This window comes from Microbispora triticiradicis (assembly GCF_005864065.1).
In the GTDB taxonomy this organism is placed as follows: domain Bacteria; phylum Actinomycetota; class Actinomycetes; order Streptosporangiales; family Streptosporangiaceae; genus Microbispora; species Microbispora triticiradicis.
The window spans coordinates 1-22,067 of the sequence record NZ_VANP01000026.1; the positions used below are offsets into that span (position 1 = coordinate 1).

Annotated in this window: 19 protein-coding genes and 1 rRNA gene; all 20 read left to right on the plus strand. The window is 72.0% G+C overall.

Features of this window, described 5'->3' with window-relative positions:
* Positions 1–77, plus strand: a 5S ribosomal RNA gene (gene rrf, locus FED44_RS34810); the annotation flags it as partial.
* Positions 78–226: 149 nt separating this feature from the next.
* A complete protein-coding gene (locus FED44_RS34815) occupies positions 227–1,510 on the plus strand; it encodes a bifunctional folylpolyglutamate synthase/dihydrofolate synthase (protein WP_396700266.1) in 1,284 nt (427 codons plus the stop codon).
* A gap of 5 nt (positions 1,511–1,515) precedes the next feature.
* Positions 1,516–1,866: a DUF4233 domain-containing protein gene (locus FED44_RS34820; protein WP_244302526.1), complete on the plus strand. Its 351-nt coding sequence runs from the start codon at positions 1,516–1,518 to the stop codon at positions 1,864–1,866.
* Positions 1,867–1,877: 11 nt separating this feature from the next.
* Complete coding sequence (locus FED44_RS34825; protein WP_117408855.1) at positions 1,878–3,419, plus strand: hypothetical protein; 1,542 nt, start codon at positions 1,878–1,880, stop codon at positions 3,417–3,419.
* A 133-nt stretch (positions 3,420–3,552) separates the two neighbouring features.
* Positions 3,553–3,963, plus strand: a complete 411-nt coding sequence (gene ndk / locus FED44_RS34830; RefSeq protein ID WP_117408856.1) for a nucleoside-diphosphate kinase — start codon at positions 3,553–3,555, stop codon at positions 3,961–3,963.
* Between the two features lie 219 nt (positions 3,964–4,182).
* The gene (locus tag FED44_RS34835) at positions 4,183–5,214 is read left to right on the plus strand and encodes a rod shape-determining protein (protein ID WP_117408857.1); all 1,032 of its coding nucleotides are present in this window, start codon (positions 4,183–4,185) and stop codon (positions 5,212–5,214) included.
* Between the two features lie 9 nt (positions 5,215–5,223).
* Positions 5,224–6,258, plus strand: coding sequence for a rod shape-determining protein MreC (gene mreC / locus FED44_RS34840; RefSeq protein ID WP_138463336.1), 1,035 nt, complete (start codon positions 5,224–5,226; stop codon positions 6,256–6,258).
* Between the two features lie 3 nt (positions 6,259–6,261).
* Positions 6,262–6,780, plus strand: a complete 519-nt coding sequence (mreD, locus tag FED44_RS34845; protein ID WP_138463337.1) for a rod shape-determining protein MreD — start codon at positions 6,262–6,264, stop codon at positions 6,778–6,780.
* On the plus strand, positions 6,777–8,834 hold the full coding sequence (gene mrdA / locus FED44_RS34850; RefSeq protein ID WP_138463338.1) for a penicillin-binding protein 2: 2,058 nt from the start codon (positions 6,777–6,779) through the stop codon (positions 8,832–8,834). The genes mreD and mrdA overlap by 4 nt, the downstream gene beginning before the upstream one ends.
* Before the next feature lie 10 nt (positions 8,835–8,844).
* Positions 8,845–10,017 carry a rod shape-determining protein RodA gene (gene rodA / locus FED44_RS34855; RefSeq protein WP_117408861.1) on the plus strand — a complete coding sequence of 391 codons (1,173 nt, stop codon included), beginning with the start codon at positions 8,845–8,847 and terminating at the stop codon, positions 10,015–10,017.
* A 173-nt stretch (positions 10,018–10,190) separates the two neighbouring features.
* Complete coding sequence (locus FED44_RS34860) at positions 10,191–10,439, plus strand: hypothetical protein (RefSeq protein ID WP_117408862.1); 249 nt, start codon at positions 10,191–10,193, stop codon at positions 10,437–10,439.
* Positions 10,440–10,493: 54 nt separating this feature from the next.
* Positions 10,494–11,933: a hypothetical protein gene (locus tag FED44_RS34865; protein ID WP_117408863.1), complete on the plus strand. Its 1,440-nt coding sequence runs from the start codon at positions 10,494–10,496 to the stop codon at positions 11,931–11,933.
* Positions 11,930–12,811 carry a phosphotransferase family protein gene (locus FED44_RS34870; protein ID WP_117408864.1) on the plus strand — a complete coding sequence of 294 codons (882 nt, stop codon included), beginning with the start codon at positions 11,930–11,932 and terminating at the stop codon, positions 12,809–12,811. Before FED44_RS34865 ends, FED44_RS34870 begins: the two co-directional genes overlap by 4 nt.
* Positions 12,812–12,882: 71 nt before the next feature.
* Positions 12,883–14,805: a TIGR03960 family B12-binding radical SAM protein gene (locus FED44_RS34875; protein WP_117408865.1), complete on the plus strand. Its 1,923-nt coding sequence runs from the start codon at positions 12,883–12,885 to the stop codon at positions 14,803–14,805.
* Between the two features lie 53 nt (positions 14,806–14,858).
* Complete coding sequence (locus FED44_RS34880) at positions 14,859–15,629, plus strand: TIGR03936 family radical SAM-associated protein (RefSeq protein WP_244302528.1); 771 nt, start codon at positions 14,859–14,861, stop codon at positions 15,627–15,629.
* Positions 15,630–15,732: 103 nt separating this feature from the next.
* Entirely contained in the window at positions 15,733–18,633 is a 2,901-nt protein-coding gene (locus FED44_RS34885) for an Rne/Rng family ribonuclease (protein ID WP_138463339.1), read from the plus strand.
* A 186-nt stretch (positions 18,634–18,819) separates the two neighbouring features.
* Positions 18,820–19,134, plus strand: coding sequence for a 50S ribosomal protein L21 (gene rplU, locus FED44_RS34890; protein ID WP_117408867.1), 315 nt, complete (start codon positions 18,820–18,822; stop codon positions 19,132–19,134).
* Positions 19,135–19,178: 44 nt separating this feature from the next.
* A complete protein-coding gene (gene rpmA, locus FED44_RS34895) occupies positions 19,179–19,436 on the plus strand; it encodes a 50S ribosomal protein L27 (RefSeq protein ID WP_117408868.1) in 258 nt (85 codons plus the stop codon).
* A gap of 117 nt (positions 19,437–19,553) precedes the next feature.
* Positions 19,554–20,903 (plus strand): GTPase ObgE, encoded by a 1,350-nt coding sequence (gene obgE, locus FED44_RS34900; RefSeq protein ID WP_138463340.1) that lies wholly within the window; start codon positions 19,554–19,556, stop codon positions 20,901–20,903.
* Positions 20,904–20,950: 47 nt separating this feature from the next.
* The gene (gene proB / locus FED44_RS34905) at positions 20,951–22,060 is read left to right on the plus strand and encodes a glutamate 5-kinase (RefSeq protein ID WP_222867923.1); all 1,110 of its coding nucleotides are present in this window, start codon (positions 20,951–20,953) and stop codon (positions 22,058–22,060) included.
* Positions 22,061–22,067 lie beyond the last annotated feature (7 nt).

Consider the following 22,067-nt stretch of genomic DNA (forward strand, 5'->3'; position numbering starts at 1 on the left):
CGAACCCGGAAGTTAAGCCTACCAGCGCCGATGGTACTGCACCGGGGACGGTGTGGGAGAGTAGGACGCCGCCGGACAATTTTTTGAGGGGGGTCATCCCGTATGGGATGACCCCCCTTTTTTTGTGCCCGGAACCCCGCCCCCGGCGACGGGTGTGAGGTGAAGGGCGATGACGACGTCCCGTACGCTGAGGGTCGTGGAATATCGAGCCGTCGAGCAAGCGATCATGGCGCGGGGGGTGGAGTGGGATTTCGATCCCTCTCTCGATCGGATCGCCGCGCTGATGGAGATCCTCGGCGATCCCCAGAAGTCGTACAAGGTCGTTCACATCGCGGGGACCAACGGCAAGACGAGCACCGCGCGCATGACCGAGGCCCTGCTGCGCGAGCGCAACCTCCGGGTCGGCCGCTACACGAGCCCGCACCTGCAGTCGATGCGCGAGCGCATCTCCGTGGACGGTGAGCCCCTCTCGGAGGAGCGGTTCACCGAGGTGTACGAGGACATCGCGCCCTACCTGGAGCTGATCGACGCCAGGGTGGGGAAGCTCAGCTTCTTCGAGGTGCTGACGGCGATGGCGTTCGCCGCGTTCGCCGACGCCCCCGTGGACGTCGCGGTCGTCGAGACCGGCATGGGCGGGACCTTCGACGCGACCAACGTCGCCGACGGCACGGTCGCGGTGATCACCCCCGTGGCTCTCGACCACACCGAATATCTCGGCCCCGACATCGCCACGATCGCCGGCGAGAAGGCGGGGATCATCAAGCCCAAGGCGACCGTGGTGCTGGCGCAGCAGGCGCTGCCCGCTGCCGAGGTGCTGATGCGGAGGGCCGCCGAGGTCGGCGCGGTCGTCGCCCGGGAAGGGCTGGAGTTCGGGGTGCTGCACCGCGAACTGGCGATGGGCGGCCAGCTGCTCCAGCTCAGGGGCCTCAAGGGTGTGTACGAGGACGTCTTCCTGCCGTTGTACGGCGCGCACCAGGCCGGCAACGCCGCCGGCGCCCTGGCCGCGGTGGAGGCGCTGACGGCCGGGGACGACCCGCTGGGCGACGAGGTCGTACGGCAGGGTTTCGCCCAGGTGAGCAGCCCGGGAAGGCTGGAGGTCGTCCGGCGCGGGCCCACCGTCCTGGTCGACGCGGCGCACAACCCCGCGGGCATGGAGGCGACGGTCGAGGCGCTGACCGAGGCGTTCGGCTTCACCCGGCTCGTGGCCGTGGTGGCGGTGATGGCCGACAAGGACGTGGAGACGATCCTGGACCTGCTCGAACCGGTGGCCGAGGAGATCGTGGTCACCCGCAACTCCTCCCCGCGCTCCCTGAGCCCCGACGACCTGGCGGTCCGCGCGCAGGCCGTCTTCGGCCCGGACCGCGTCCACATCGAGGACCGGCTGGACGACGCGATCGACACGGGCATCGGACTGGCCGACCAGGGGGACGAACTGGGCTCCGGGGTCCTGATCACCGGGTCGGTGGTCACGGCCGGCGACGCCCGGGTCCTGCTGAAGGCCGCCAGGTGAGGGCGGTGAGCGGCGGCATGTTCGAGGTGACTCCCGGCATGCGGCGGCTCTGCGCGAGCGTTCTCGGCATGCAGGCGATCGTCGTGGCGCTGGTGACTCCCGTCGCGATCACCATCAACCACGTGTCCCCGCCGGTCGCGGTGACCGTCGGGCTCGGCCTGGCCGTCCTGTGCGTGCTGATCGCCGGTCAGTTGAAGCGGTCGTACGCCTACATCGCGGGCAGTGTGCTGCAGATCCTGACAATCGCCACAGGATTCCTGGTCCCGGCCATGTTCTTCCTCGGGGTGATCTTCGCCGCCCTGTGGATAACCGCCATCTTCGTCGCTCGCCGTGTCGAAGGGACGACGAAGCGCTAAAGTCGGCTTCCATGGCCGTCCCTCCCGTACCGCAGGCACGGGCCGCCGTGCAGGTCCGTGCCGTGCGCGTCCCCATGCTGGTCGACGTCGTCATCGGGCTGCTCACCGTGGTCGCCCTTCCTCTCGCGGTCGTCGCGATCCCGAACACGATCTCCGTCGTGGCGGCGCTCCTGCCGCCGGGGGTCTCGCAGGTCGAGATGATCCGCGCGCACGGTCTCGCGCTGCCCGCCATGCTGGTGACCGTGCCCATCGCCGCGGCGGCGGTGCGCAGGTTCCGCGCGGCGCCGATTCTCGTCGCGGGGCTGACCCTGCTCGCGCTCGCGGACGCCGCGGGCGGATACACCGAGACGGTCACGCTCGTCGGCGTGCTGCGCGTGCTCCACGGAATCGGCGCGGGCATGCTCGTCCCGGCCACGCTCGCCGCGGTGGCCGAGCGTCCCCGTCACCGGGTGCTGCTGCCGATCTGGGCCGGGGCGCTCTCCGTGTCGCTGCTGTCGGCGCAGGCACTGGCGCTGTGGGCGATCCGGGACGTGTCGTCCTGGCGGGTCACCCTCCAGCCGTACCCGCTGCTCACCGGGGTCGCGCTGGCCCTCGCCGCGGTGTACCTCGTCCTGTGGATGGTCACCGGCGGCGCCGGCGCGGCCGAGGCGGAGGGCGAGCGGCAGGTGCTGCCCCTGAGGCGGCCCACCTCCGCCGAACGCGGCAGGCTCGCGCTGGCCGCCGTGCCCGCCGCGGCGATCGCGGCGCTGGGCGTGGGCGTCACCTTCGACTGGCCGCCCCTGCTGGTGGTCGCCGCGGCGGCGCTCGCGACGGTGGCGATGCTGGCCCTCGCGGCGTTCGGCGCCATCGAGGGACAGGGCGGCCGGACCCTCGCGCTCGTCAACGTGGCCGTCGGGCTGGTCGTGCTGCCGACCGCCGCGCAGATGACCTACATCGAGCTCGGCGGCCCGCTGGGCGGTCCCGGGCTGCTGGGTCTGTGGGTGCCGTTCCTGGTGGCCGGGCTGGCCGCGCTCGCGGCGGCCGTCCTGGCGGGGAGGGCGCCGGAGACGTCCGCCACGCGGATGACCGCTGTCGGTCTCGCCGCCGTGGTCGGCGGGATGTGCGCCGTCAGGCTTCTCGTTCCGGCACCCTCTGGCACGCCGCTGGTGGTGCCGTTCGTCCTGCTGGCCGCCGGGGCGGCGGTGGCGCTGGTCGGCGCGTTCCGGCTGGCGGGCCTCGGCTCCGCGCTGCTGGGCCTGTCGCTGTGCTTCCCCGCCGTGCTCGCCGGTTTCCTGCTCGGCACCGGCATCCAGGTCAACCGGCTGCGCGAGGCCGCCGGGTCCGCGCCGGCCGGCCGGGACGGGGGGAACGCGCTCGTGAAGGGGTTCGTCGACGCGCTGCACATGTGGGCGCTGGTCGGCGGCTTCGTCGTGGTCGGGGTGATCGTGCTCTCGTCGGTCCTGGCGCGGCGGAGCGCCGCCGCCGCGTCCGCCGGTCAGGTGGTGATCCCCCTGCCGACGCCCTCGCCCGAGGGCGACGACCCCGGACCGCAGGAGCCGGACACCGTGCGCTGACCACGCCGGGTGAGCGGAGTGGCGCACCTGGACCGGTAAGCTGCCGTTGCGTTGGAGCTCCCGGGCGTGCCCGAGAACCGGCGGGTCGGACGCCACGTGAGCGTCACCCACGACGACAATAGGAGAGAAGACCGTGTCCGAGCGTACGCTTGTCCTGATCAAGCCCGACGGGGTCCGTCGCGGGCTCGTCGGGGACGTCATCGGCCGCATCGAGCGCAAGGGCCTCAAGATCGTGGCGATGGACCTGCGCACGCTCGACGCCGAGACGGCCAAGGCCCACTACGCCGAGCACTCCGAGCGCCCGTTCTTCGGCGAGCTGGTGGAGTTCATCACCGGCGGCCCGCTCGTCGCGATGGTGCTGGAGGGCCCGCGGGCCGTCGAGGCGTTCCGCGCGCTGGCCGGGCTCACCGACCCCGTGAAGTCCGCGCCCGGCACCATCCGCGGCGACCACGCGCTGGAGATCGGCGAGAACGTCGTCCACGGCTCCGATTCGCCGGAGTCCGCGGCCCGGGAAACCAAGATTTTCTTTCCCGACCGTTTCTAGTCCTTGCCCCACGAGAGGCCCCGGTTTAAACCGGGGCCTCTCGTGTTTTCCCGGGTGGTGATCGAGCTTAGACCGGAGCAGGCCGGTTTTTCCGGGGGCTTGGGAGCTCGATGTGCCCAGTGATGAGCACGTGCGGTTACGATTCGAATGCGATGCGTCATCCCGCACTCCCGCTGAACCCGGTAACCGCTCACCACCTGAAGGAAGGCTTCCTTCCGCATGGGCAGCAAGCTGACATTCCTGGGCCGTGACATGGCTGTCGACCTTGGCACGGCGAACACTCTCGTCTACGTCCGAGGGCGCGGCATCGTCCTGAACGAGCCGTCCGTCGTCGCCATCAACGTCACGACCGGCAAGATCGTGGCAGTTGGGATCGAAGCGAAGCGGATGATCGGGCGGACGCCCGGAAACATCGTCGCGATCCGGCCCCTGAGGGACGGGGTCATCGCCGATTTCGATGTGACCGAGCGGATGCTGCGGTACTTCATCCAGAAAATCCACAAACGCCGGCACTTCGTGCGCCCGCGCATCATCGTGGCCGTACCCAGTGGCATCACCGCGGTCGAGCAGCGCGCGGTGAAGGAAGCGGGCTACCAGGCCGGCGCCCGCCGTGTGTACATCATCGAGGAGCCGATGGCGGCGGCGATCGGGGCCGGTCTGCCGGTGCACGAGCCGACCGGGAACATGGTCGTCGACATCGGCGGCGGCACCACCGAGGTGGCCATCATCTCGATGGGCGGCATCGTGACCAGCCAGTCGATCCGCGTCGGCGGCGACGAGCTCGACCAGGCGGTCATCTCCTTCGCCAAGAAGGAGTACTCCCTGATGCTGGGGGAGCGCACGGCGGAGGAGGTCAAGATCGCGGTGGGCTCCGCCTGCGCCACGGGTGAGGACTTCCACGCCGAGGTGCGGGGCCGTGACCTGGTCACCGGCCTGCCGAAGACCGTCGTCATCAGCGCCGAGGAGATCCGCCGGGCGATCTCCGAGCCGGTCAACGCGATCGTGGACGCGGTGAAGTCCACGCTCGACAAGTGCCCGCCCGAGCTGTCGGGCGATCTCATGGACCGGGGGATCGCCGTGGCCGGTGGCGGCGCCCTGCTGCGCGGCATGATCGACCGGCTGCGCGAGGAGACCGGGATGCCGGTCCACCTCGCCGAGAACGCGCTCGACTCCGTCGCGCTGGGCTCCGGGAAGTGCGTGGAGGACTTTGAAGCCCTCCAGCAGGTGCTCGTGCCGGAGCCCCGCAGCTAAGGAGCGGTCATGAGAGACACCCGCCGCGCCCGGCTCACGCTCGGCCTCCTTCTCGCCGTCGCGCTGATCCTGATCACCGTGGACAACCGGGCCGGGAGCGACCGCGTCCTCGGCCCGGTGCGCGGCTTCGCGGGGGCGGTGTTCGGGAAGGTCGAGCGCGTCGGCGCCGCCGTGACCGGGCCCATCACCGGCTTCGTCGGCATGCTGCGCGACGCGCCGTCCGCCCGCCGCGTGATCGGCGACCTGCGCAAGGAGAACGCGCGGCTGCGGGACGAGGTCTCCGCGCAGCGGCTCGACCGGGCCCGGTCCGACAAGCTGGACCGCATGCTCGGGCTGGCGGGTCTCGGTCGCTACCGGATCGTGCCGGCCCAGGTCGTCGCGCGGCGTACCGTGGCCGGGTTCGAGGACACGGTCGAGATCGACGTGGGGGCGGCCGACGGGATCCGAGCCGACATGACCGTGCTGAGCGACCAGGGGCTGGTCGGCAGGGTCATCCAGGCCGGCCCGGCCAGCTCGACGGTCGCGCTGCTGACCGATCCCGCCCTGTCGGCGGGGGCCCGGCTGGAGGGCGGCAACGAACTCGGTGTCGTGAACGGGCTGGGCGAGGCGGGCGGCGGCGGCAACCTGATCAAGTTCCGGCTGCTCGACTCCACCGTGCCGATCGGAGTGGGACGGCGGATCGTGTCGTTCGGCTCCCAGCGGAGCCTGCCGTACGTGCCCGGCGTGCCGATCGGGGTCGTCGAGCGGATCGACAACACCCCGGGCGAGGTCACCAGGACCGCCTACGCGCGGCCCTTCACCGACTTCTCCGCGCTGGACGTCGTCGGGGTCGTGGTCGCGGCGCCGAAGAGGGACCCCCGCGACTCCGTGCTTCCGCCGGTGCCGCCGCCGCCGAAGCCGCGCGACGAACGGCGGCCCGGCGAGCACAGGACCGGTCAGAGGTCGCTGGAGGAGGGGTTCGGGCTCCGGCGGCCGGCGCCACCGCGTGACGAGCGTGCCCGCGAGGATATGGCGGCCGGCGAGGGCCGCGGCGGGAGGAACTGAACGATGCTCCGCAACGTCACCCCTGCGCTGCTGCTCTTCGCCGTCCTGGTGCTGCAGGTCGTCCTGGTGAACCGGCTGCTGTTCACGTGGGCGCCGGACCTGGTGCTCCTGACGGTCGCCGTGCTCGCGACCAGGCGCGGGCCCCTGCCGGGCGCGGTGATCGGCTTCTGCGGCGGGCTCGCCTACGACCTGCTGCCGCCCGCCAACCACACGCTGGGCCAGTACGCGCTGGTCCTGTGCTTCCTGGGCTACGCGGCCGGTCGTGCGGGCGACCGCCTGCCGCTGCTCGTGATGGCGGGCTGCGGCGTGCTCGCGCCCGGCATGGTGGCCGGTCTGGGCGCGCTGCTCGGCGCGCCGGGGGTCACCTGGGGCGTGCTGGCGACGGCGTGGCCCCGGGCGGCCGTCTGCAATCTCGTGGCCGCTCCACTGGTGCTGTGGGCGGTCAACGCCCTGTACGGCGGCCACCGCAGACGCGCGGGTCGTACGGAGCTCGTTCCGGGTTATAGACGGGGGGCGGCATGACACGGTTGCGCGGGCGGCTGATCGTCCTGCAGGTGATGGTCATCGCCATGATCGTCGTGCTCGTCGTCCGGCTGTGGCAGGTCCAGGTGGTGCAGGGATCGCGGTTCGTCACGGTCGCGACGGAGACGCGCACCCGCGAGGTGCGGGTGCCCGCCCTGCGGGGGGCGATCCTCGACTCCTCGGGCCGTCCGCTGGTGCGCAACCGCACGACGCTGGTGGTCTCGGTGGACCGTGGCCGGCTGGAGCGTATGCCGGACGGCGGCGACGCGGTGCTGAGGCGGCTGTCCGGCGTGCTGAAGGTGCCGCTGCCGAAGCTGAAGATGGAGATCCGGGCGTGCGGTCCAGGCGTCAGCCGCCCGTGCTGGCCCGGCTCGCCGTACACGCCGATCCCGGTGGCGACGAACGTCAACCCCCGGGCGGCGCTGCAGATCCTGGAGCGCCAGGAGGACTTCCCCGGCGTGACCGCCGACATCCAGGCGATGCGCGACTACCCGAACGGCAGGGACGCCGCCCAGCTTCTCGGCTACCTGCAGCCGGTGACGCAGAGCGAGCTGGAGAAACGCGAGGGCCTCAAGGCCAACTACTCGGGCGTCGACCTCACCGGCCGCGACGGGCTGGAGCGGACCTACGACGCCGCGCTGCGCGGCACGGCGGGCCTGCGCGCCGTCCAGGTCGACCGGATGGGCAAGGTCATCACGGTCGACCAGCAGTCCGATCCGGTGCCCGGCGACGTCCTGGTGACCAGCATCGACGCCAAGGTGCAGCGGATCGTGGAGAAGTCGCTCGACCAGGCCATGCAGGAGATCCCGAACTCCGACGGCGCGGCGGGCGTGGTGCTCGACGTGAAGACCGGCCGGGTGATCGCGATGGCGAGCCGGCCCAACTACGACCCCAGGGTCTGGACGGGCGGCATCACCGAGAAGGACTACCGGCGCCTCCTGTCCGACAAGTCGGGCAAGCCGCTGGTGTCGCGGGCGATCGCGGGCGAGTACGCCCCCGGTTCGACGTTCAAGATCAGCTCGGCCTCCGCCATGATCGCCGATGGGGAGCCGCTGCACGGCACCTACCAGTGCCCCGGCGCCTACACCGTCGAGGGCCGGTCGTACCCGAACGCGGGCGGCATGAGCCTCGGCGCGATCTCGCTGCACGAGGCGCTGGTGAAGTCGTGCGACACCGTCTTCTACAAGTCCGGATACGAGGAGTGGCTGCGCGACGGCGGCAAGACGCCCAAGTCCAAGGTCAAGGAGCCGATGCCGAACATGGCCAAGGCGTACGGCTTCGGCCGCCGCACCGGCATCGACCTGCCCGGCGAGTCGCCCGGCCGCATCCCCACCCGCGCGTGGAAGCGTGACCTCTACAACTCCACCAGGGCCGAGATGTGCAGGCGGGCCAAGATCGGCTACCCGGAGATGAAGAACGAGAGCCGCGCCGCCTTCGCCAAGCGGCTGGCCAACGAGAACTGCCTGGAGGGCATGATCTTCCACGCGTACGAGGCGGTGAACCTGTCCATCGGCCAGGGCGACGTCCTCGTCACGCCGCTCCAGCTCGCCCGGGCGTACGCCGCGCTCGTCGGGGACGGCAACGTCCGCAGCCCCCGGCTGGGCTGGGCGCTCATGCGGCCCGACGGCACGCTGCACAAGGAGATCCCGGTGCCGGTGGAGTATCACCTGCCGGTCAGCGACGAGACCCGCACCTACATCCGCAAGGCGCTCAGCGAGGTGCCGTCGGACGGCACGGCGGCCGGCGCGTTCCGCGGGTTCCCGCTGAACATCGTGAAGATCGGCGGCAAGACCGGCACGGCGGAGGTCTACGGCAAGGAGGACACCTCGTGGTTCGCCTCCTTCGCGCCCGCCGACAACCCGCGGCTGGTCACGGTGGTCATGGTGGCGCAGGGCGGTTTCGGCGCCTCGACCGCCGCGCCCGCCGTACGGCGGATCTGGGAGGGCATCTTCGGCCTCGGCAAGGGGGACAACGGCAAGCCGGTGCAGCCGGCGCTCCCCGACGGCAAACCGGTCACGCGGCTGCCGGCCATCAGCCGCGACGGGACCCAGTGAGGCGCCTGCCATGACCGAGGCCATGAGAGTGGGACGCGGGTCGCTGGCGCGGCGGGCGATCGGCCGCGGCGCGGTCGTCTGGCGGATGGACTGGCTCCTCCTCGGCGCGGTCCTCGCGCTCAGCGTCGTGGGCACGCTGCTGGTGTGGTCGTCGACCAGGACCTGGTCGTCCATCGAGCCGACCGCGATGGCAAAGAAGCACGTGATCAACCTGCTCATCGGACTGGCCCTCTACAGCGCCGTCGCCGTGAGCGACTACCGGTGGCTCCGCACGTACGCGCCGGTCCTGTACGCCGTGGCGCTCCTGGGGCTGGTGCTCGTGCTGACCCCGATGGGCTCCACGATCAACGGGCACCACTCCTGGATCATGGTCGGCGGCGGCTTCGCCGTACAGCCGGACGAGCTGGCCAAGCCGGTGCTCGTGCTGATGCTCGCGCGGCTGCTCGCGCGGCCGTCCGAACGGGACAAGGACCGGCCGCGGGCCCTGAACGTCGCGCTCTGCATCGCGCTGACCGGCGTGGCAGCGGGACTGATCATGCTCGAACCCGACCTCGGCACGACGATGGTGCTCGCGACGATCACCGGTGCGATCATCGTGCTCTCCGGGGTGCGCAAGCGCTGGGTGGTCGCCGGGATCCTGCTCGCGGCGGCCGCCGGGGCGGCGGTGTGGTCGCTGGGGCTGCTCAAGCCGTACCAGGTGGCGCGGTTCACCGCGCTGCTCGACCCGTCGACCGACCCTCGCGGCGTGGGCTACAACAGCAGGCAGGCCCTGGTGGCGATCGGGTCGGGCGAGTTGTTCGGCAAGGGGCTGTTCCACGGCGGGCAGACCACCGGCCGCTTCGTGCCCGAGCAGCACACCGACTTCATCTTCACCGTCGCGGGGGAGGAACTCGGCTTCGTCGGGTCCGTCGCCGTGGTGGCGCTGCTCGGTGTGATCCTGCTGCGCGGCGCCCGGATCGCCCGGATGTGCAACGACCGGTTCAGCGCGCTCGTCGCGGGCGGGATCGTCGCGTGGCTCGCCTTCCAGACTCTCGTCAACGTCGGCATGACCATCGGCATCATGCCGATCACCGGCGTGCCGCTGCCGTTCGTGTCCTACGGCGGCACCGCGACGTTCGCGAACATGACGGCGGTGGCCGTCCTCCAGGCGATCCACCTCAGGTCGCGGCCCTTCTCCTCGTGATGCCTCCCGATGCCTACCGATGCCTCCTGATGTCTCCTGATGTCGTCGTGACACTCCCATGAGAGCGGTTCGCAGGGTGGCGGATCCCCGCTCTCACTGGCGGCCGCACGGCGCGGCGAACAGTATGGGAACGGAACAGGTTCGGGGGCTGAACGAACCATTACGGAGGAACGGTGACTCCGGACGACGAGGCGCGGGACCGCCAGCGTGCCCTTGAACTGCTGCGCAGGGCCTTTCCCGACTACCGGATCGTGTACGGCGGCGGCCGGTGGGCCGCCGCGGCGGCGGGCGACCCGCCGACGGTGTGGTTCGCCGAGACGCCGGCGAGCCTGTGCGGACAGCTCTTCACGGCGCAGTTGCGCAGCGGCGGGACCATCGCGCCCCTCCGGGTGGAGGAGAGCGACTCGCAGTGCGCGAGGTGACCGGTTCGTGACATCGACACCGTTAGCGTGCGGTTGTCACCACTGGGAGAGCCGATGACGACACCCTCACGCGGCGGGGACCGGTCCGCCATCCAGATCGCCGGCGGCATCCGCGAGCGCACCCTCGCCGCTCTAGGGGACCCGCCCACGACCGCGGTCTTCCACCAGATCGCCGAGGAGATCCATCTCTGCTGCCCGCGGCTGTCGCGCTTCAAGTGCGTGCGGCTGGCGTACGGGTGGACGGTCGAGGAGGCGATCGAGCGCTTCCACGCGATGTGCGACCGCGAGCAGATCAAGCGCAGGGGGCTGACCGAGCGGTCCTGGCGGGAGTGGGAGGCCGGGGCCCGGCCCGACCGCGACTACACCGACCTGCTGTGCCGGCTGTTCGAGACCGGGCCCGTGCAGCTCGGGTTCGCCCGCGACTACACGCCGGAGGAGCTGCGCCGCCCGGACGGTGGACGGCAGCGCGGGACGGCCCCGGACCTGGTCACCGCCGCCGCCCGCGAGGCCAGTGAGCACGCCGAGCGGGCCGAGACGAGCGAGGTCGGCGACAGCGCGCTGGAGCGGCTGCGCACACAGGTGATCTGGCTGTCGCGGCGGTACGTCTGGGAGTCGCCGCTGCCGCTGTTCGTCGAGATGCGGGCGCTGCAGGAGCAGGCCCGGCGGGCGCTGGAACGGCGTGTCCATCCCGCCCAGGCCGGTGAGCTGTACTTCCTGGCGGGCACGCTGTGCGGGCTCATGGCCAACGCCAGCATGGACATGGGCCGCCGGATGCCCGCCGACACCCTCGCCCGCGCCGCCTGGACGTACGGCAGGATCGCCGGGCACCAGTCGCTGATGGGATGGGCGCGCGGCATGCAGGCGTCGGTGGCGCTGTGGGACCGGCGCTACGAGGACGCGGCGGGCTACGCGGAGGCCGGCCTGACCCACCTGCCGAGGGGGCAGGGCGGCGCCCGCCTGCACATGCTGCGCGCCCGCGCCGGCGCCATGCTCGGCTGGACCCGCGAGGCCGAGGACGACCTGCTCAGGGCCGCCGACGCCCGCGAGCCGGGAGCGGGGGACGAACTGCACGACGGCTTCGCCGGCGAGTTCGCCTTCCGGCCCGCCAAGCACGCCTACTACTCGGCCGTCGCGTACCTCCACCTCGGCCGGCCGGACCGCGCGATCGACCAGGCCCGCGCGGCGCTCGACCTGTACGCGCGGGAGGACCGGCAGAACAGGTCGTACGGCTGTGAGGCGATGGCCGCGGCCCACCTCGCCGCCGCGCATCTGATGGAGGACGATCCCGCCGGGGCGGAGCGGGCCATGGCGCCGCTGTTCGACCTGCCGCCCGAGCGCCGGATCGACAGCCTGGCCGAGACCCTGCAGGCCGCCCGCCCGCGGGTGGGCGGCTCGCTCGCCGACCGGCTGGAGGCGTTCTGCGCGTCCGGCCTGCCCCAGTCGGCGGCCCGCGCGCTGCCGGAGGCACCTGTGCACGAAGGAGGCGTGGGATGACCGTCTCCACCGTCGCGGGCACCCCGCCCGCCCTCGCGGAGGCCTGCCGCATGGCGGGGCTCGACGCGTCCGGCGCCCGGCTGCTGCGCAGCTTCGCCAACGTCGTCTACCACCTGCCGGGCGAGGGGGTGGTCGTCCGCCTCGCCGAGTCGGGCGCCCCCGGCAAGTACGACCGCCTGGTCACCTCGCTCAAGGTCACGAGGTGGCTGCACGAGCAGGGTTTCCCGGTCACGCTGCCGCTCGACGTGCGCCAGCCCCTCGCGGTGGAGGGCTGCCTGGCGACCTTCTGGCTCTACGAGGACGGCGCGGGCGACGGCGACCCGGTCCCGCTCGGCCTCCTGCTGCGCCGCCTGCACTCCCTGCCGCCCGTGCCGTTCGAGCTGCCGACCTTCGACCCCTTCGGCCGCGTGCGGCGGGCCGTGCACGCCAGCCGCGTGCTCGACGACGAGGAACGGGAGTGGCTGCTCGGGCGGTGCGGGGCGCTGGAGGAGGCGTACTACGAGCGGGTCGAGTTCACGCTGCCGTACGGGCTGGTCCACGGCGACGCGCACCGGGGCAACCTGATCCGCACCCGGGACCGGCTGCTGCTGTGCGACTGGGACTCGGCCGGCGCCGGGCCGCGCGAGATCGACCTGGTGCCCACGCTGCAGGGCGCGCGGTTCGGCGTGTCCGACGCCCAGCGGGACGGCTTCGCCCGGGCCTACGGCTGCGACATCCGGGAGTGGCCGGGGTATCCGGTGCTGCGCGACATCCGGGAGCTCCAGACGCTGACGGCCGCCCTGCGCATCGGGCACCGGGACGCGGCCGCGCACGCGGAGCTGCGTCACCGCCTGGCCTCGCTGCGCGCTGGGGACGGCCGGCTGTGGCATCCCTTCTGAGCCCTCCTGGAGCCCCACGAGGGGTGGCAAGATCCGCAGGGGCCACTCCCGGAAGCCGATACCCTGGAGTCATGTCTGTCGAGTCGTTGTTTCCCCGCCTGGAGCCGCTGCTGCCGAAGGTGCAGAAGCCGATCCAGTACGTCGGGGGCGAGCTGAACTCGACGGTCAAGGACTGGGACGAGGCGACCGTCCGGTGGGCCCTCATGTACCCGGACGCCTACGAGGTCGGCCTGCCCAACCAGGGGGTGCAGATCCTCTACGAGATCCTCAACGAGCTGCCCGAGACGCTGGCCGAGCGCACCTACGCGGTGTGGCCCGACCTCGAGGCGCTCATGCGGTCCGAGGGCGTCCCGCAGTTCACCGTGGACGGCCACCGGCCGGTTCGCGCGTTCGACGTCCTCGGGGTGTCGTTCGCCACCGAGCTCGGCTACACGAACCTGCTCACCGCGCTCGACCTGGCGGGGATCCCGCTGGAGGCGGTGGACCGCACCGACGAGGATCCGATCGTGCTGGCGGGCGGCCACGCCGCCTTCAACCCGGAGCCCATCGCCGCCTTCCTCGACGCCGCCGTTCTCGGCGACGGCGAGCAGATCGCCATCGCGATCTCCGAGGTGCTGCGCGAGTGGAAGTCCGAGGGCGGCCCCGGCGGCCGTGACGAACTGCTGCTGCGCCTCGCCTCCACGGGCGGGGTGTACGTCCCGAAGTTCTATGACGTCGAGTACCACCCGGACGGCCGCATCATGCGGGTCGTCCCCAACCGCGACGGTGTGCCGTCGCGCGTCTTCAAGCACACGGTCATGGACCTCGACGAGTGGCCGTACCCGAAGAAACCGCTGGTCCCGCTGGCCGAGACCGTGCACGAGCGGTTCAGTGTCGAGATCTTCCGGGGCTGCACCCGGGGCTGCCGCTTCTGCCAGGCGGGGATGATCACCCGTCCGGTCCGGGAGCGGTCGATCACCACGGTCGGCGACATGGTCGAGGCGGGGATCAAGGAGTCCGGCTTCAACGAGGTCGGGCTGCTGTCGCTGTCCAGCGCGGACCACTCCGAGATCGCCGACATCACCAAGGGCCTCGCCGACCGTTACGACGGCAGCCAGATCGGGCTGTCCCTGCCCTCCACCCGGGTCGACGCGTTCAACATCGACCTGGCCAACGAGCTGTCCAGGAACGGCCGCCGGTCCGGGCTCACGTTCGCGCCGGAGGGCGGGTCCGAGCGGATGCGCAAGGTGATCAACAAGATGGTCACCGAGGAGGACCTGATCCGCACGGTCACCACCGCCTACTCCAACGGCTGGCGGCAGGTGAAGCTCTACTTCATGTGCGGGCTGCCGACGGAGGAGGACGTGGACGTCCTCGGCATCGCCGACCTGGCCAAAAAGGTCATCAGGGCGGGCCGGGAGGCGACCGGCTCGCGGGACGTCCGCTGCACGGTCTCCATCGGCGGGTTCGTGCCCAAGCCGCACACGCCGTTCCAGTGGGCCGCCCAGTGCGACCACGAGACGGTGGACCGCCGGCTGCGGGCGCTGCGCGAGGCCCTGCGCTCCGACAAGGAGTACGGCAGGGCCATCGGCTACCGCTACCACGACGGCAAGCCGTCGATCGTGGAGGGGCTGCTGTCGCGGGGCGACCGCCGCGTGGGCAAAGTCATCCGGGCCGTCTGGGAGGACGGCGGCCGGTTCGACGGCTGGAGCGAGCACTTCTCGTTCGAGCGGTGGATGGCCGCGGCCGAGCGGGCCCTGGCCGGCGAGCCGGTGAACGTGGACTGGTACACCATCCGCGAGCGGGACGAGCACGAGGTGCTCCCCTGGGACCACCTCGACGCCGGTCTCGACCGCGAGTGGCTGTGGCAGGACTGGCAGGACGCGCTGGGCGACGTGGAGGTCGAGGACTGCCGCTGGACGCCCTGCTACGACTGCGGCGTCTGCCCGACGATGGGGACGGAGATCCAGGTCGGCCCGACCGGCAGGAAGCTCCTGCCCCTCACGGTGATCTGACGCCCCGACAAGACGACTGACCGATACCGGATACCGGAAGGACGACGGAACTGGTGAAACCCGTTCCCGAGGGGCCCGCGCCCGAACCCACGGTGCAGCGCCTGCGCGTGCGCTACGCCAAGCGGGGGCGGCTGCGCTTCACCAGCCACCGCGACATCTCCCGCGCCGTCGAGAGGGCGGTGCGGCGAGCGGGGATCCCGGTGGCCTACAGCGCGGGCTTCAACCCGCACCCGAAGATCTCCTATGCCGGCGCCGCCCCCACCGGGGTGGCGAGCGAGGCCGAGTACCTGGAGATCGGAGTCCACCGGGCGTGCGATCCACGCCGGGTGCGCGACGACCTCGACGCCTCGCTGCCGCCGGGCCTGGACGTGCTCGACGTGGTCGAGGCGCGGGACAGCGGCCTGGCCGACCGGCTGGAGGGCTCGGTCTGGGAGTTGCGGCTCCCCGGGGCCGATCCGGGGGAGGCCGAGCGGGCGGTGAAGGAATTCCTCTCGGCCGGTCACGTCGAGGTGGAACGCCTGACCAAGAAGGGAATGCGGCGCTTCGACGCCCGCCAGGCGGTGCGTACGCTGACCCTTGTGGAGGGGCCGGAAAAGACGGCAGGTCAGGAGCCTGTTCAGCCGTGTGTCATACTTCGTATGGTTGTTCGGCACGAAACACCTGCCGTACGACCCGATGACGTGCTCATGGGTCTGCGTCTCGTGGCAGGCTTCGCGCCGCCGTCACCCGCTGCGGTGACCAGGCTGGCGCAGGGGCCGCTCGACGCGGTGACCGGTGAGCCCGCCGACCCGTTCGACCTCGACCGGGCAGGCGGAGAACGATAAGACTTGCCGCCGCGGCGCCGACAGGAGGCCCGGCGGACCGCGAGAGACGAGAGCCTCCGCGCGGCGCGGAGACGTGCCCGGGGGCTGACGGGAGAGCGCCCGCATGCTCGACAACGAGCCCACTGACGGGGCTGTGAGCCTTGACGGTGAAACGACAACAGAAGACCAGGGCCAGGCCGGAGGGAACGTGGTTTCCTCCGGTTCGGTCCGTGCGTCCACGCCGCGCCGCCGGTCGGCGAGCCGGCCCGCCGGGCCCCCGCCCGAGCCGGACGAACTGCCGCCTCCGGTGACCACGGTGGCCGCCGCCGCGGCGCCGAAGGCGGTGGAGCCTGAGCAGCCGGGCCAGGAGGCGCAGGAGGCGCCGGTCGTCGAGGAGCGGCCGAAGCGGGCCACCCGCCGCCGCACCAAGACCGCCGAACCGCCGGTTCCCGAGCCCGCGGTGGCGGAGGCGCCGGTCGTGGAGACGCCGGTGGTGGAGACTCCGGTGCCCGAGCAGGCCCCGGCCGGCGACGACGCCGCCCCGGCCGCCGCCCCTGAGAGCGCGGGAGCCGAGCCGGTGGACGGCGGGAACGACGAGCCGGCCGCGCCCACGCGACGCCGCCGTAGCCGCAAGCGGACCGACGCGCCGGAGCAGGCCGAACGGACCGAGCCCGCCGAGCAGGCCGAGCCCGTCGAGGAGACGCCCGCCCCGCGCCGCCGCCGTCGTGCCCGGGCGGACGAGTCCGTACCGGAACGATCCAGGGCGATGAGCGCCGCGGAGGCGGAGGTGGCCGCCGCGCTGCGGCTCAACCTGCCCGACGAGGAACCGCTGGACGACGAGCCGATCGACATCGAGGACATCGACGTCGAGGAGACCGGTGAGACCGAGGAGGAGAACGGCCGTCCTGACGTGGTGGCCGACCCCTTCGGGCTGTCCTCCCGGTCGCAGCCCTCGCCCTCGGTGACCTTCCAGGCGCCGTCGGCGCTGTTCCATCCGCTCTTCCAGGCTCCCGACCCCTTCGCGGCGCCCGTGCAGCGGCCCGCCGCGCACGTCCCGGCGCCGGTGACGGCCGGGGACGAGGACCTTGAGCCGGAGGAGCCGGAGGAGGAGCCGGAGGAGACCGCCGAGCAGGGCGAGGACGAGTCCGAGGGCGGCGGCCGCCGCCGTCGCCGCCGTCGCGGCGGCCGGGGCCGGGGAAGCCGGACGAGGGACGCCGAGGAAGGCGAGGAGTCCGAGGCCGAGGGCGAGGAGCCGCGGGCCGCGCAGGACGAGGACGAGGACCGCGAGCAGGCCGAGGACGAGTCCGACGCCCAGGGCGGCACCCGTCGCCGCCGCCGTCGCCGCCGCAGGGGCAGCGAGGAGGCCGAGCCCACCCCCGACGACCCGCCGAACACCGTCGTCCGCATCCGGGCGCCCCGCGCGACCCGCTCCACGTCCGTCGACGAGGTCCAGGGCGTACGGGGATCGACCCGGCTGGAGGCGAAGAAGCAGCGCCGCCGCGAGGGCCGCGAGCTGGGCCGCCGCCGCCCGCCGATCATCACCGAGTCGGAGTTCCTGGCCCGCCGCGAGTCGGTCGAGCGGATGATGGTGGTGCGCCGCCAGGGCGGCCGCACCCAGATCGCGGTGCTGGAGGACGGGGTCCTCGTCGAGCACTACGTCGACCGCGAGTCGAGCCAGTCGTACGTCGGCAACGTCTACCTGGGCAAGGTCCAGAACGTGCTGCCCTCGATGGAGGCGGCGTTCATCGACATCGGCAAGGGCCGCAACGCGGTGCTGTACGCCGGCGAGGTGAACTTCGACACCGCCGGGCTGGAGGGCCAGCCGAAGCGGATCGAGGTGGCGCTGAAGTCCGGGCAGTCGGTGCTGGTGCAGGTCACCAAGGATCCGATGGGTCACAAGGGGGCCCGGCTGACCTCCCAGATCAGCCTCCCCGGCCGCTACCTGGTCTACGTGCCGGACGGCTCGATGACCGGGATCAGCCGCAAGCTGCCCGACAAGGAGCGAACCCGGCTCAAGCAGATCCTGCGCAAGGTCATGCCGGAGAACGCGGGCGTCATCGTGCGCACCGCCGCGGAGGGCGCCTCGGAGGAGGAGCTCGACCGTGACGTGGCCCGGCTGTCGGCCCAGTGGGAGAACATCCAGCGCAAGGCCAAGTCGGCCAGCCCGCCGGAGCTGCTGTCGGGCGAGCCCGACCTGACCGTCCGGGTGGTCCGCGACGTGTTCAACGAGGACTTCACCTCGCTGGTCGTCGAGGGCGACGAGGCGTGGACGACGGTGGACGAGTACGTCCGCTATGTCGCCCCGCACCTCACCGAGCGGCTGTCGAAGTGGCAGGAGGAGACCGACGCCTTCTCCGCCTACCGGATCGACGAGCAGATCGCCAAGGCGATGGAGCGCAAGGTGTGGCTGCCGTCCGGCGGCTCCCTGGTGATCGACCGGACCGAGGCGATGACCGTCGTCGACGTCAACACCGGCAAGTTCACCGGGCAGGGCGGCAACCTGGAGGAGACCGTCACCCGCAACAACCTGGAGGCGGCCGAGGAGATCGTCCGCCAGCTCAGGCTGCGGGACATCGGCGGCATCATCGTCATCGACTTCATCGACATGGTGCTGGAGAGCAACCGCGACCTGGTGCTCCGCCGGCTGCTGGAGTGCCTGGCGCGGGACCGCACCAAGCACCAGGTGGCCGAGGTCACCTCGCTGGGCCTGGTGCAGATGACCCGCAAGCGGGTCGGCCAGGGCCTGCTGGAGGCGTTCTCCACGCCGTGCGACTGCTGCCATGGGCGCGGGATCATCGTGTCGACCGAACCGGTCGAGGGCAGGCCCGAGCCACGCGGCACGCAGGGCAAGATGGCCATCGAAAAGGCGGTGGCAGACAAACTGGCGGCGGGCGAGGGATCGGTCGCCGCGGCGACGGGGTCGGCGCGTGAGAGCGTGACCGACGCCATCGACTCAGACGAGGGCGAAGGCTCCGCGCCGTCCTCCCGGGGACGGCGACGTTCCCGCAGGAAGACGGCGGAGTAGCGACTTCCTCACCCGGCGGTCCGCTCGGTTCGACCTGGGTACCGGATATCCGGTACCCTGGTCATCCGGTGCGCCTGGTGTCGGCGTGCCTGGCTTCGCGCGCCTGCCCGGACCGCCGGTCGTGTATCGACAGCAGCTGGATGCGGGGCGCGGCATCTCAGCATTAGCCAGTAGAAGGGTTCCGCGGTGTACGCGATCGTTCGTTGCGGCGGCAGGCAGCAGAAGGTCTCCGTCGGGGACGTCCTCGAGGTGGACAAGGTCGCCGGAGAGGTTGGCTCCTCGGTGTCGCTGCCGGCGGTGCTCGTCGTCAACGACGGCGATGTCACCACCGACGCAGCCGCCCTCTCCCGGTTCCAGGTGACCGCCGAGATCCTCGGCGAGACCAAGGGACCGAAGATTCGCATTCTGAAGTACAAGAACAAGAGTGGCTACAAGAAGCGCCAGGGTCACCGCCAGCGGTACACCCAGGTCAAGGTCACCGATATCAACCCCGGAAAGTAGTCTCCCGGGGGACACCCCGGCTTACCCCCGACAGGGAGTGAACCATGGCACACAAGAAGGGCGCCTCGTCCACCCGGAACGGCCGTGACTCGAACGCCCAGCGCCTCGGCGTGAAGCGCTTCGGCGGCCAGCTGGTGAACGCGGGCGAGATCATCGTCCGTCAGCGCGGCACGCACTTCCACCCCGGCGACAACGTCGGCCGCGGCAGCGACGACACGCTGTTCGCCCTGGCCACCGGCCGGGTGCAGTTCGGCACCAAGCGCGGTCGCCGCGCGGTGAGCATCGTCCCGGCCGCGGAGTAGATCCGCCCGGACACCTGAAGCAGCACGATGAGGCGGATCGAGCATTCGGTCCGCCTCATTCGTTTTCTCCGGCCGTACTCCGGCCGATTCCGGCACAGCAGTAAGGGGGAGCGGCTGATGGCCGACTTCGTGGACCACGTCGTCCTGCACATCAAGGCGGGTGACGGGGGCAACGGCTGCGCCTCCATCCACCGGGAGAAGTTCAAGCCGCTGGGCGGGCCGGACGGCGGCGACGGCGGCCGCGGCGGGGACGTCATTCTGGAGGTGGACCCCAACACCTCGACCCTGCTCGAATACCACCACCGGCCGCACCGCCGCGCGGGCAACGGCAAGCAGGGCATGGGCTCCAACCGGGACGGCGCCAACGGCGAGGACATCGTCCTGCCGGTGCCCGACGGCACGGTCGTGAAGGACGCCAGGACCGGGGAGGTGCTGGTCGACCTGATCGGCTCGGGCACCCGGTACGTCGCCGTGCAGGGCGGCTTCGGCGGCCTCGGCAACGCCGCGCTCGCCAACGCCAAACGCAAGGCCCCCGGCTTCGCGCTGCTCGGGGAGCCGGGCGACGAGGCCGAGATCGTGCTCGAACTCAAGACCGTCGCCGACGTCGCGCTGGTGGGCTTCCCCAACGCGGGCAAGTCGTCCCTGATCGCGGCGCTCTCCGCGGCCCGGCCGAAGATCGCCGACTACCCGTTCACGACCCTCGTGCCGAACCTCGGGGTGGTCACGGCCGGCGAGACCGTCTTCACGGTCGCCGACGTGCCCGGGCTCATCCCCGGCGCCTCGGAGGGCCGGGGCCTCGGCCACGAGTTCCTGCGGCACGTCGAGCGCTGCTCGACGATCGTGCACGTGCTCGACTGCGCCACGCTGGAGCCGGGACGCGACCCGGTGACCGACTTCGAGGTGATCGAGGCCGAGCTCGCGGCGTACGGCTCCCTGCAGGACCGGCCGCGCCTGGTCGCGCTGAACAAGGTGGACGTCCCCGACGGCCGGGACCTGGCCGACATCGTCACGCCCATCCTGGAGGAGCGCGGCGTGCGGGTCTTCGAGATCTCCGCGGCGAGCCACGAGGGCCTGCGGCCCCTGTCGTTCGCGATGGCCGAGATGGTGGCGGCGGCCCGCGCGCAGGCCCCGGTCGAGGAGCCGACGCGTCTGGTCATCCGGCCCAAGCAGCTCGGCGAGGCCGGGTTCTCCGTACGCCGGATCGACGAGAACCGCTTCCAGGTGACCGGCGAGAAGCCCGAGCGGTGGATCCGCCAGACCGACTTCACCAACGACGAGGCCGTCGGCTACCTCGCCGACCGGCTCGACCGGCTCGGCGTCGAGGAGGAGCTGATCAAGGCCGGTGCGACGGCCGGCGCGGAGGTCGTCATCGGGCCGATGGAGGGCGGCTACGTCTTCGACTGGCAGCCGTCGCGGGGCGCCGAGGCGGTCCTCGGGCCGCGCGGCACCGACCTGAGACTCGGCTGACGGGGAGACGCGGTGAGAGGGGGAGCGGTGAGAGAGGGGGAGACGGCGTGACGGGCAGGCAGCGGATCGGCGAGGCCGCGCGGCTGGTGGTCAAGGTGGGCTCGTCGTCGCTGACGACCCCCCGCGGCACGATCGACGTCGACCGGGTCGACGCGCTGGTGGACGTGCTGGCCGCCCGGCGGCTGGCCGGCGCGCAGATCGTGCTGGTGTCGTCCGGCGCGATCGCCGCCGGGCTCGGCCCGCTCGGGCTGCGCGCCCGCCCTAAGGACCTGGCCACCCAGCAGGCCGCCGCCTCGGTGGGCCAGGGCGTGCTGATCGCCCGTTACACCTCCTCCTTCGCCAGGTACGGCTTACGCGTGGGCCAGGTGCTGCTGACGGCCGACGACATGATGCGCCGCTCGCACCACCGCAACGCCCAGCGGACGCTGGCCCGGCTGCTGGAGCTCGGCATCGTCCCCGTCGTTAACGAGAACGACACGGTGGCCACCGACGAGATCCGGTTCGGCGACAACGACCGGCTGGCGGCGCTGGTGGCCCACCTCATCCACGCCGACGGCATGGTGCTGCTGTCGGACGTCGACGCGTTGTACGACGGGGATCCCCGCAGGGACGGCGCCGCCCGCATCGCGGAGGTCAGGGGACCGGAGGACCTGGAGGGCGTCGAGCTCGGCACCTCCGGCCGGGTCGGCACCGGCGGCATGATCACCAAGGTGGAGGCGGCCCGCATCGCCACCGGGGCGGGCGTGCCCGTCGTGCTCACGGCGGCGGCGCACGCGGCCCAGGCGCTCGCGGGGGCCGACATCGGCACCTGCTTCCACCCGGGGGGCCGCCATCCCGGCACCCGGCTGCTGTGGCTCGCCCACGCGACGACCGGGCGCGGCCGGCTGCACCTGGACGCGGGCGCGGTCGAGGCCGTGGTGGGGCGGCGGATGTCGCTGCTGCCCGCCGGCGTCGTGAAGGTCGAGGGCGACTTCGCAGCCGGCGACCCGGTCGACCTGTGCGCGCCGACGGGCGTCGCGGTCGCCCGCGGCCTGGTCAACTACGACGCGGGGGAGATCCCCGACCTGCTCGGCCGCTCCACCCGGGAGCTGGCCAGCACACTCGGCCCGGAGTACGAGCGTGAGCTGATCCACCGGGACGACATCGTGATCCTGTAGTCCACCG

What these genes read in the sequence shown, in the direction of transcription:
- FED44_RS34815 (WP_396700266.1), top strand. Translation starts at nt 227, where the DNA reads ATGGCGCGGGGGGTGGAGTGGGATTTCGATCCCTCTCTCGATCGGATC.
- FED44_RS34825 (WP_117408855.1), top strand. Translation starts at nt 1,878, where the DNA reads ATGGCCGTCCCTCCCGTACCGCAGGCACGGGCCGCCGTGCAGGTCCGT.
- FED44_RS34835 (WP_117408857.1), top strand. Translation starts at nt 4,183, where the DNA reads ATGGGCAGCAAGCTGACATTCCTGGGCCGTGACATGGCTGTCGACCTT.
- mreC (WP_138463336.1), top strand. Translation starts at nt 5,224, where the DNA reads ATGAGAGACACCCGCCGCGCCCGGCTCACGCTCGGCCTCCTTCTCGCC.
- mreD (WP_138463337.1), top strand. Translation starts at nt 6,262, where the DNA reads ATGCTCCGCAACGTCACCCCTGCGCTGCTGCTCTTCGCCGTCCTGGTG.
- mrdA (WP_138463338.1), top strand. Translation starts at nt 6,777, where the DNA reads ATGACACGGTTGCGCGGGCGGCTGATCGTCCTGCAGGTGATGGTCATC.
- rodA (WP_117408861.1), top strand. Translation starts at nt 8,845, where the DNA reads ATGACCGAGGCCATGAGAGTGGGACGCGGGTCGCTGGCGCGGCGGGCG.
- FED44_RS34865 (WP_117408863.1), top strand. Translation starts at nt 10,494, where the DNA reads ATGACGACACCCTCACGCGGCGGGGACCGGTCCGCCATCCAGATCGCC.
- FED44_RS34870 (WP_117408864.1), top strand. Translation starts at nt 11,930, where the DNA reads ATGACCGTCTCCACCGTCGCGGGCACCCCGCCCGCCCTCGCGGAGGCC.
- FED44_RS34875 (WP_117408865.1), top strand. Translation starts at nt 12,883, where the DNA reads ATGTCTGTCGAGTCGTTGTTTCCCCGCCTGGAGCCGCTGCTGCCGAAG.
- FED44_RS34885 (WP_138463339.1), top strand. Translation starts at nt 15,733, where the DNA reads ATGCTCGACAACGAGCCCACTGACGGGGCTGTGAGCCTTGACGGTGAA.
- rpmA (WP_117408868.1), top strand. Translation starts at nt 19,179, where the DNA reads ATGGCACACAAGAAGGGCGCCTCGTCCACCCGGAACGGCCGTGACTCG.
- obgE (WP_138463340.1), top strand. Translation starts at nt 19,554, where the DNA reads ATGGCCGACTTCGTGGACCACGTCGTCCTGCACATCAAGGCGGGTGAC.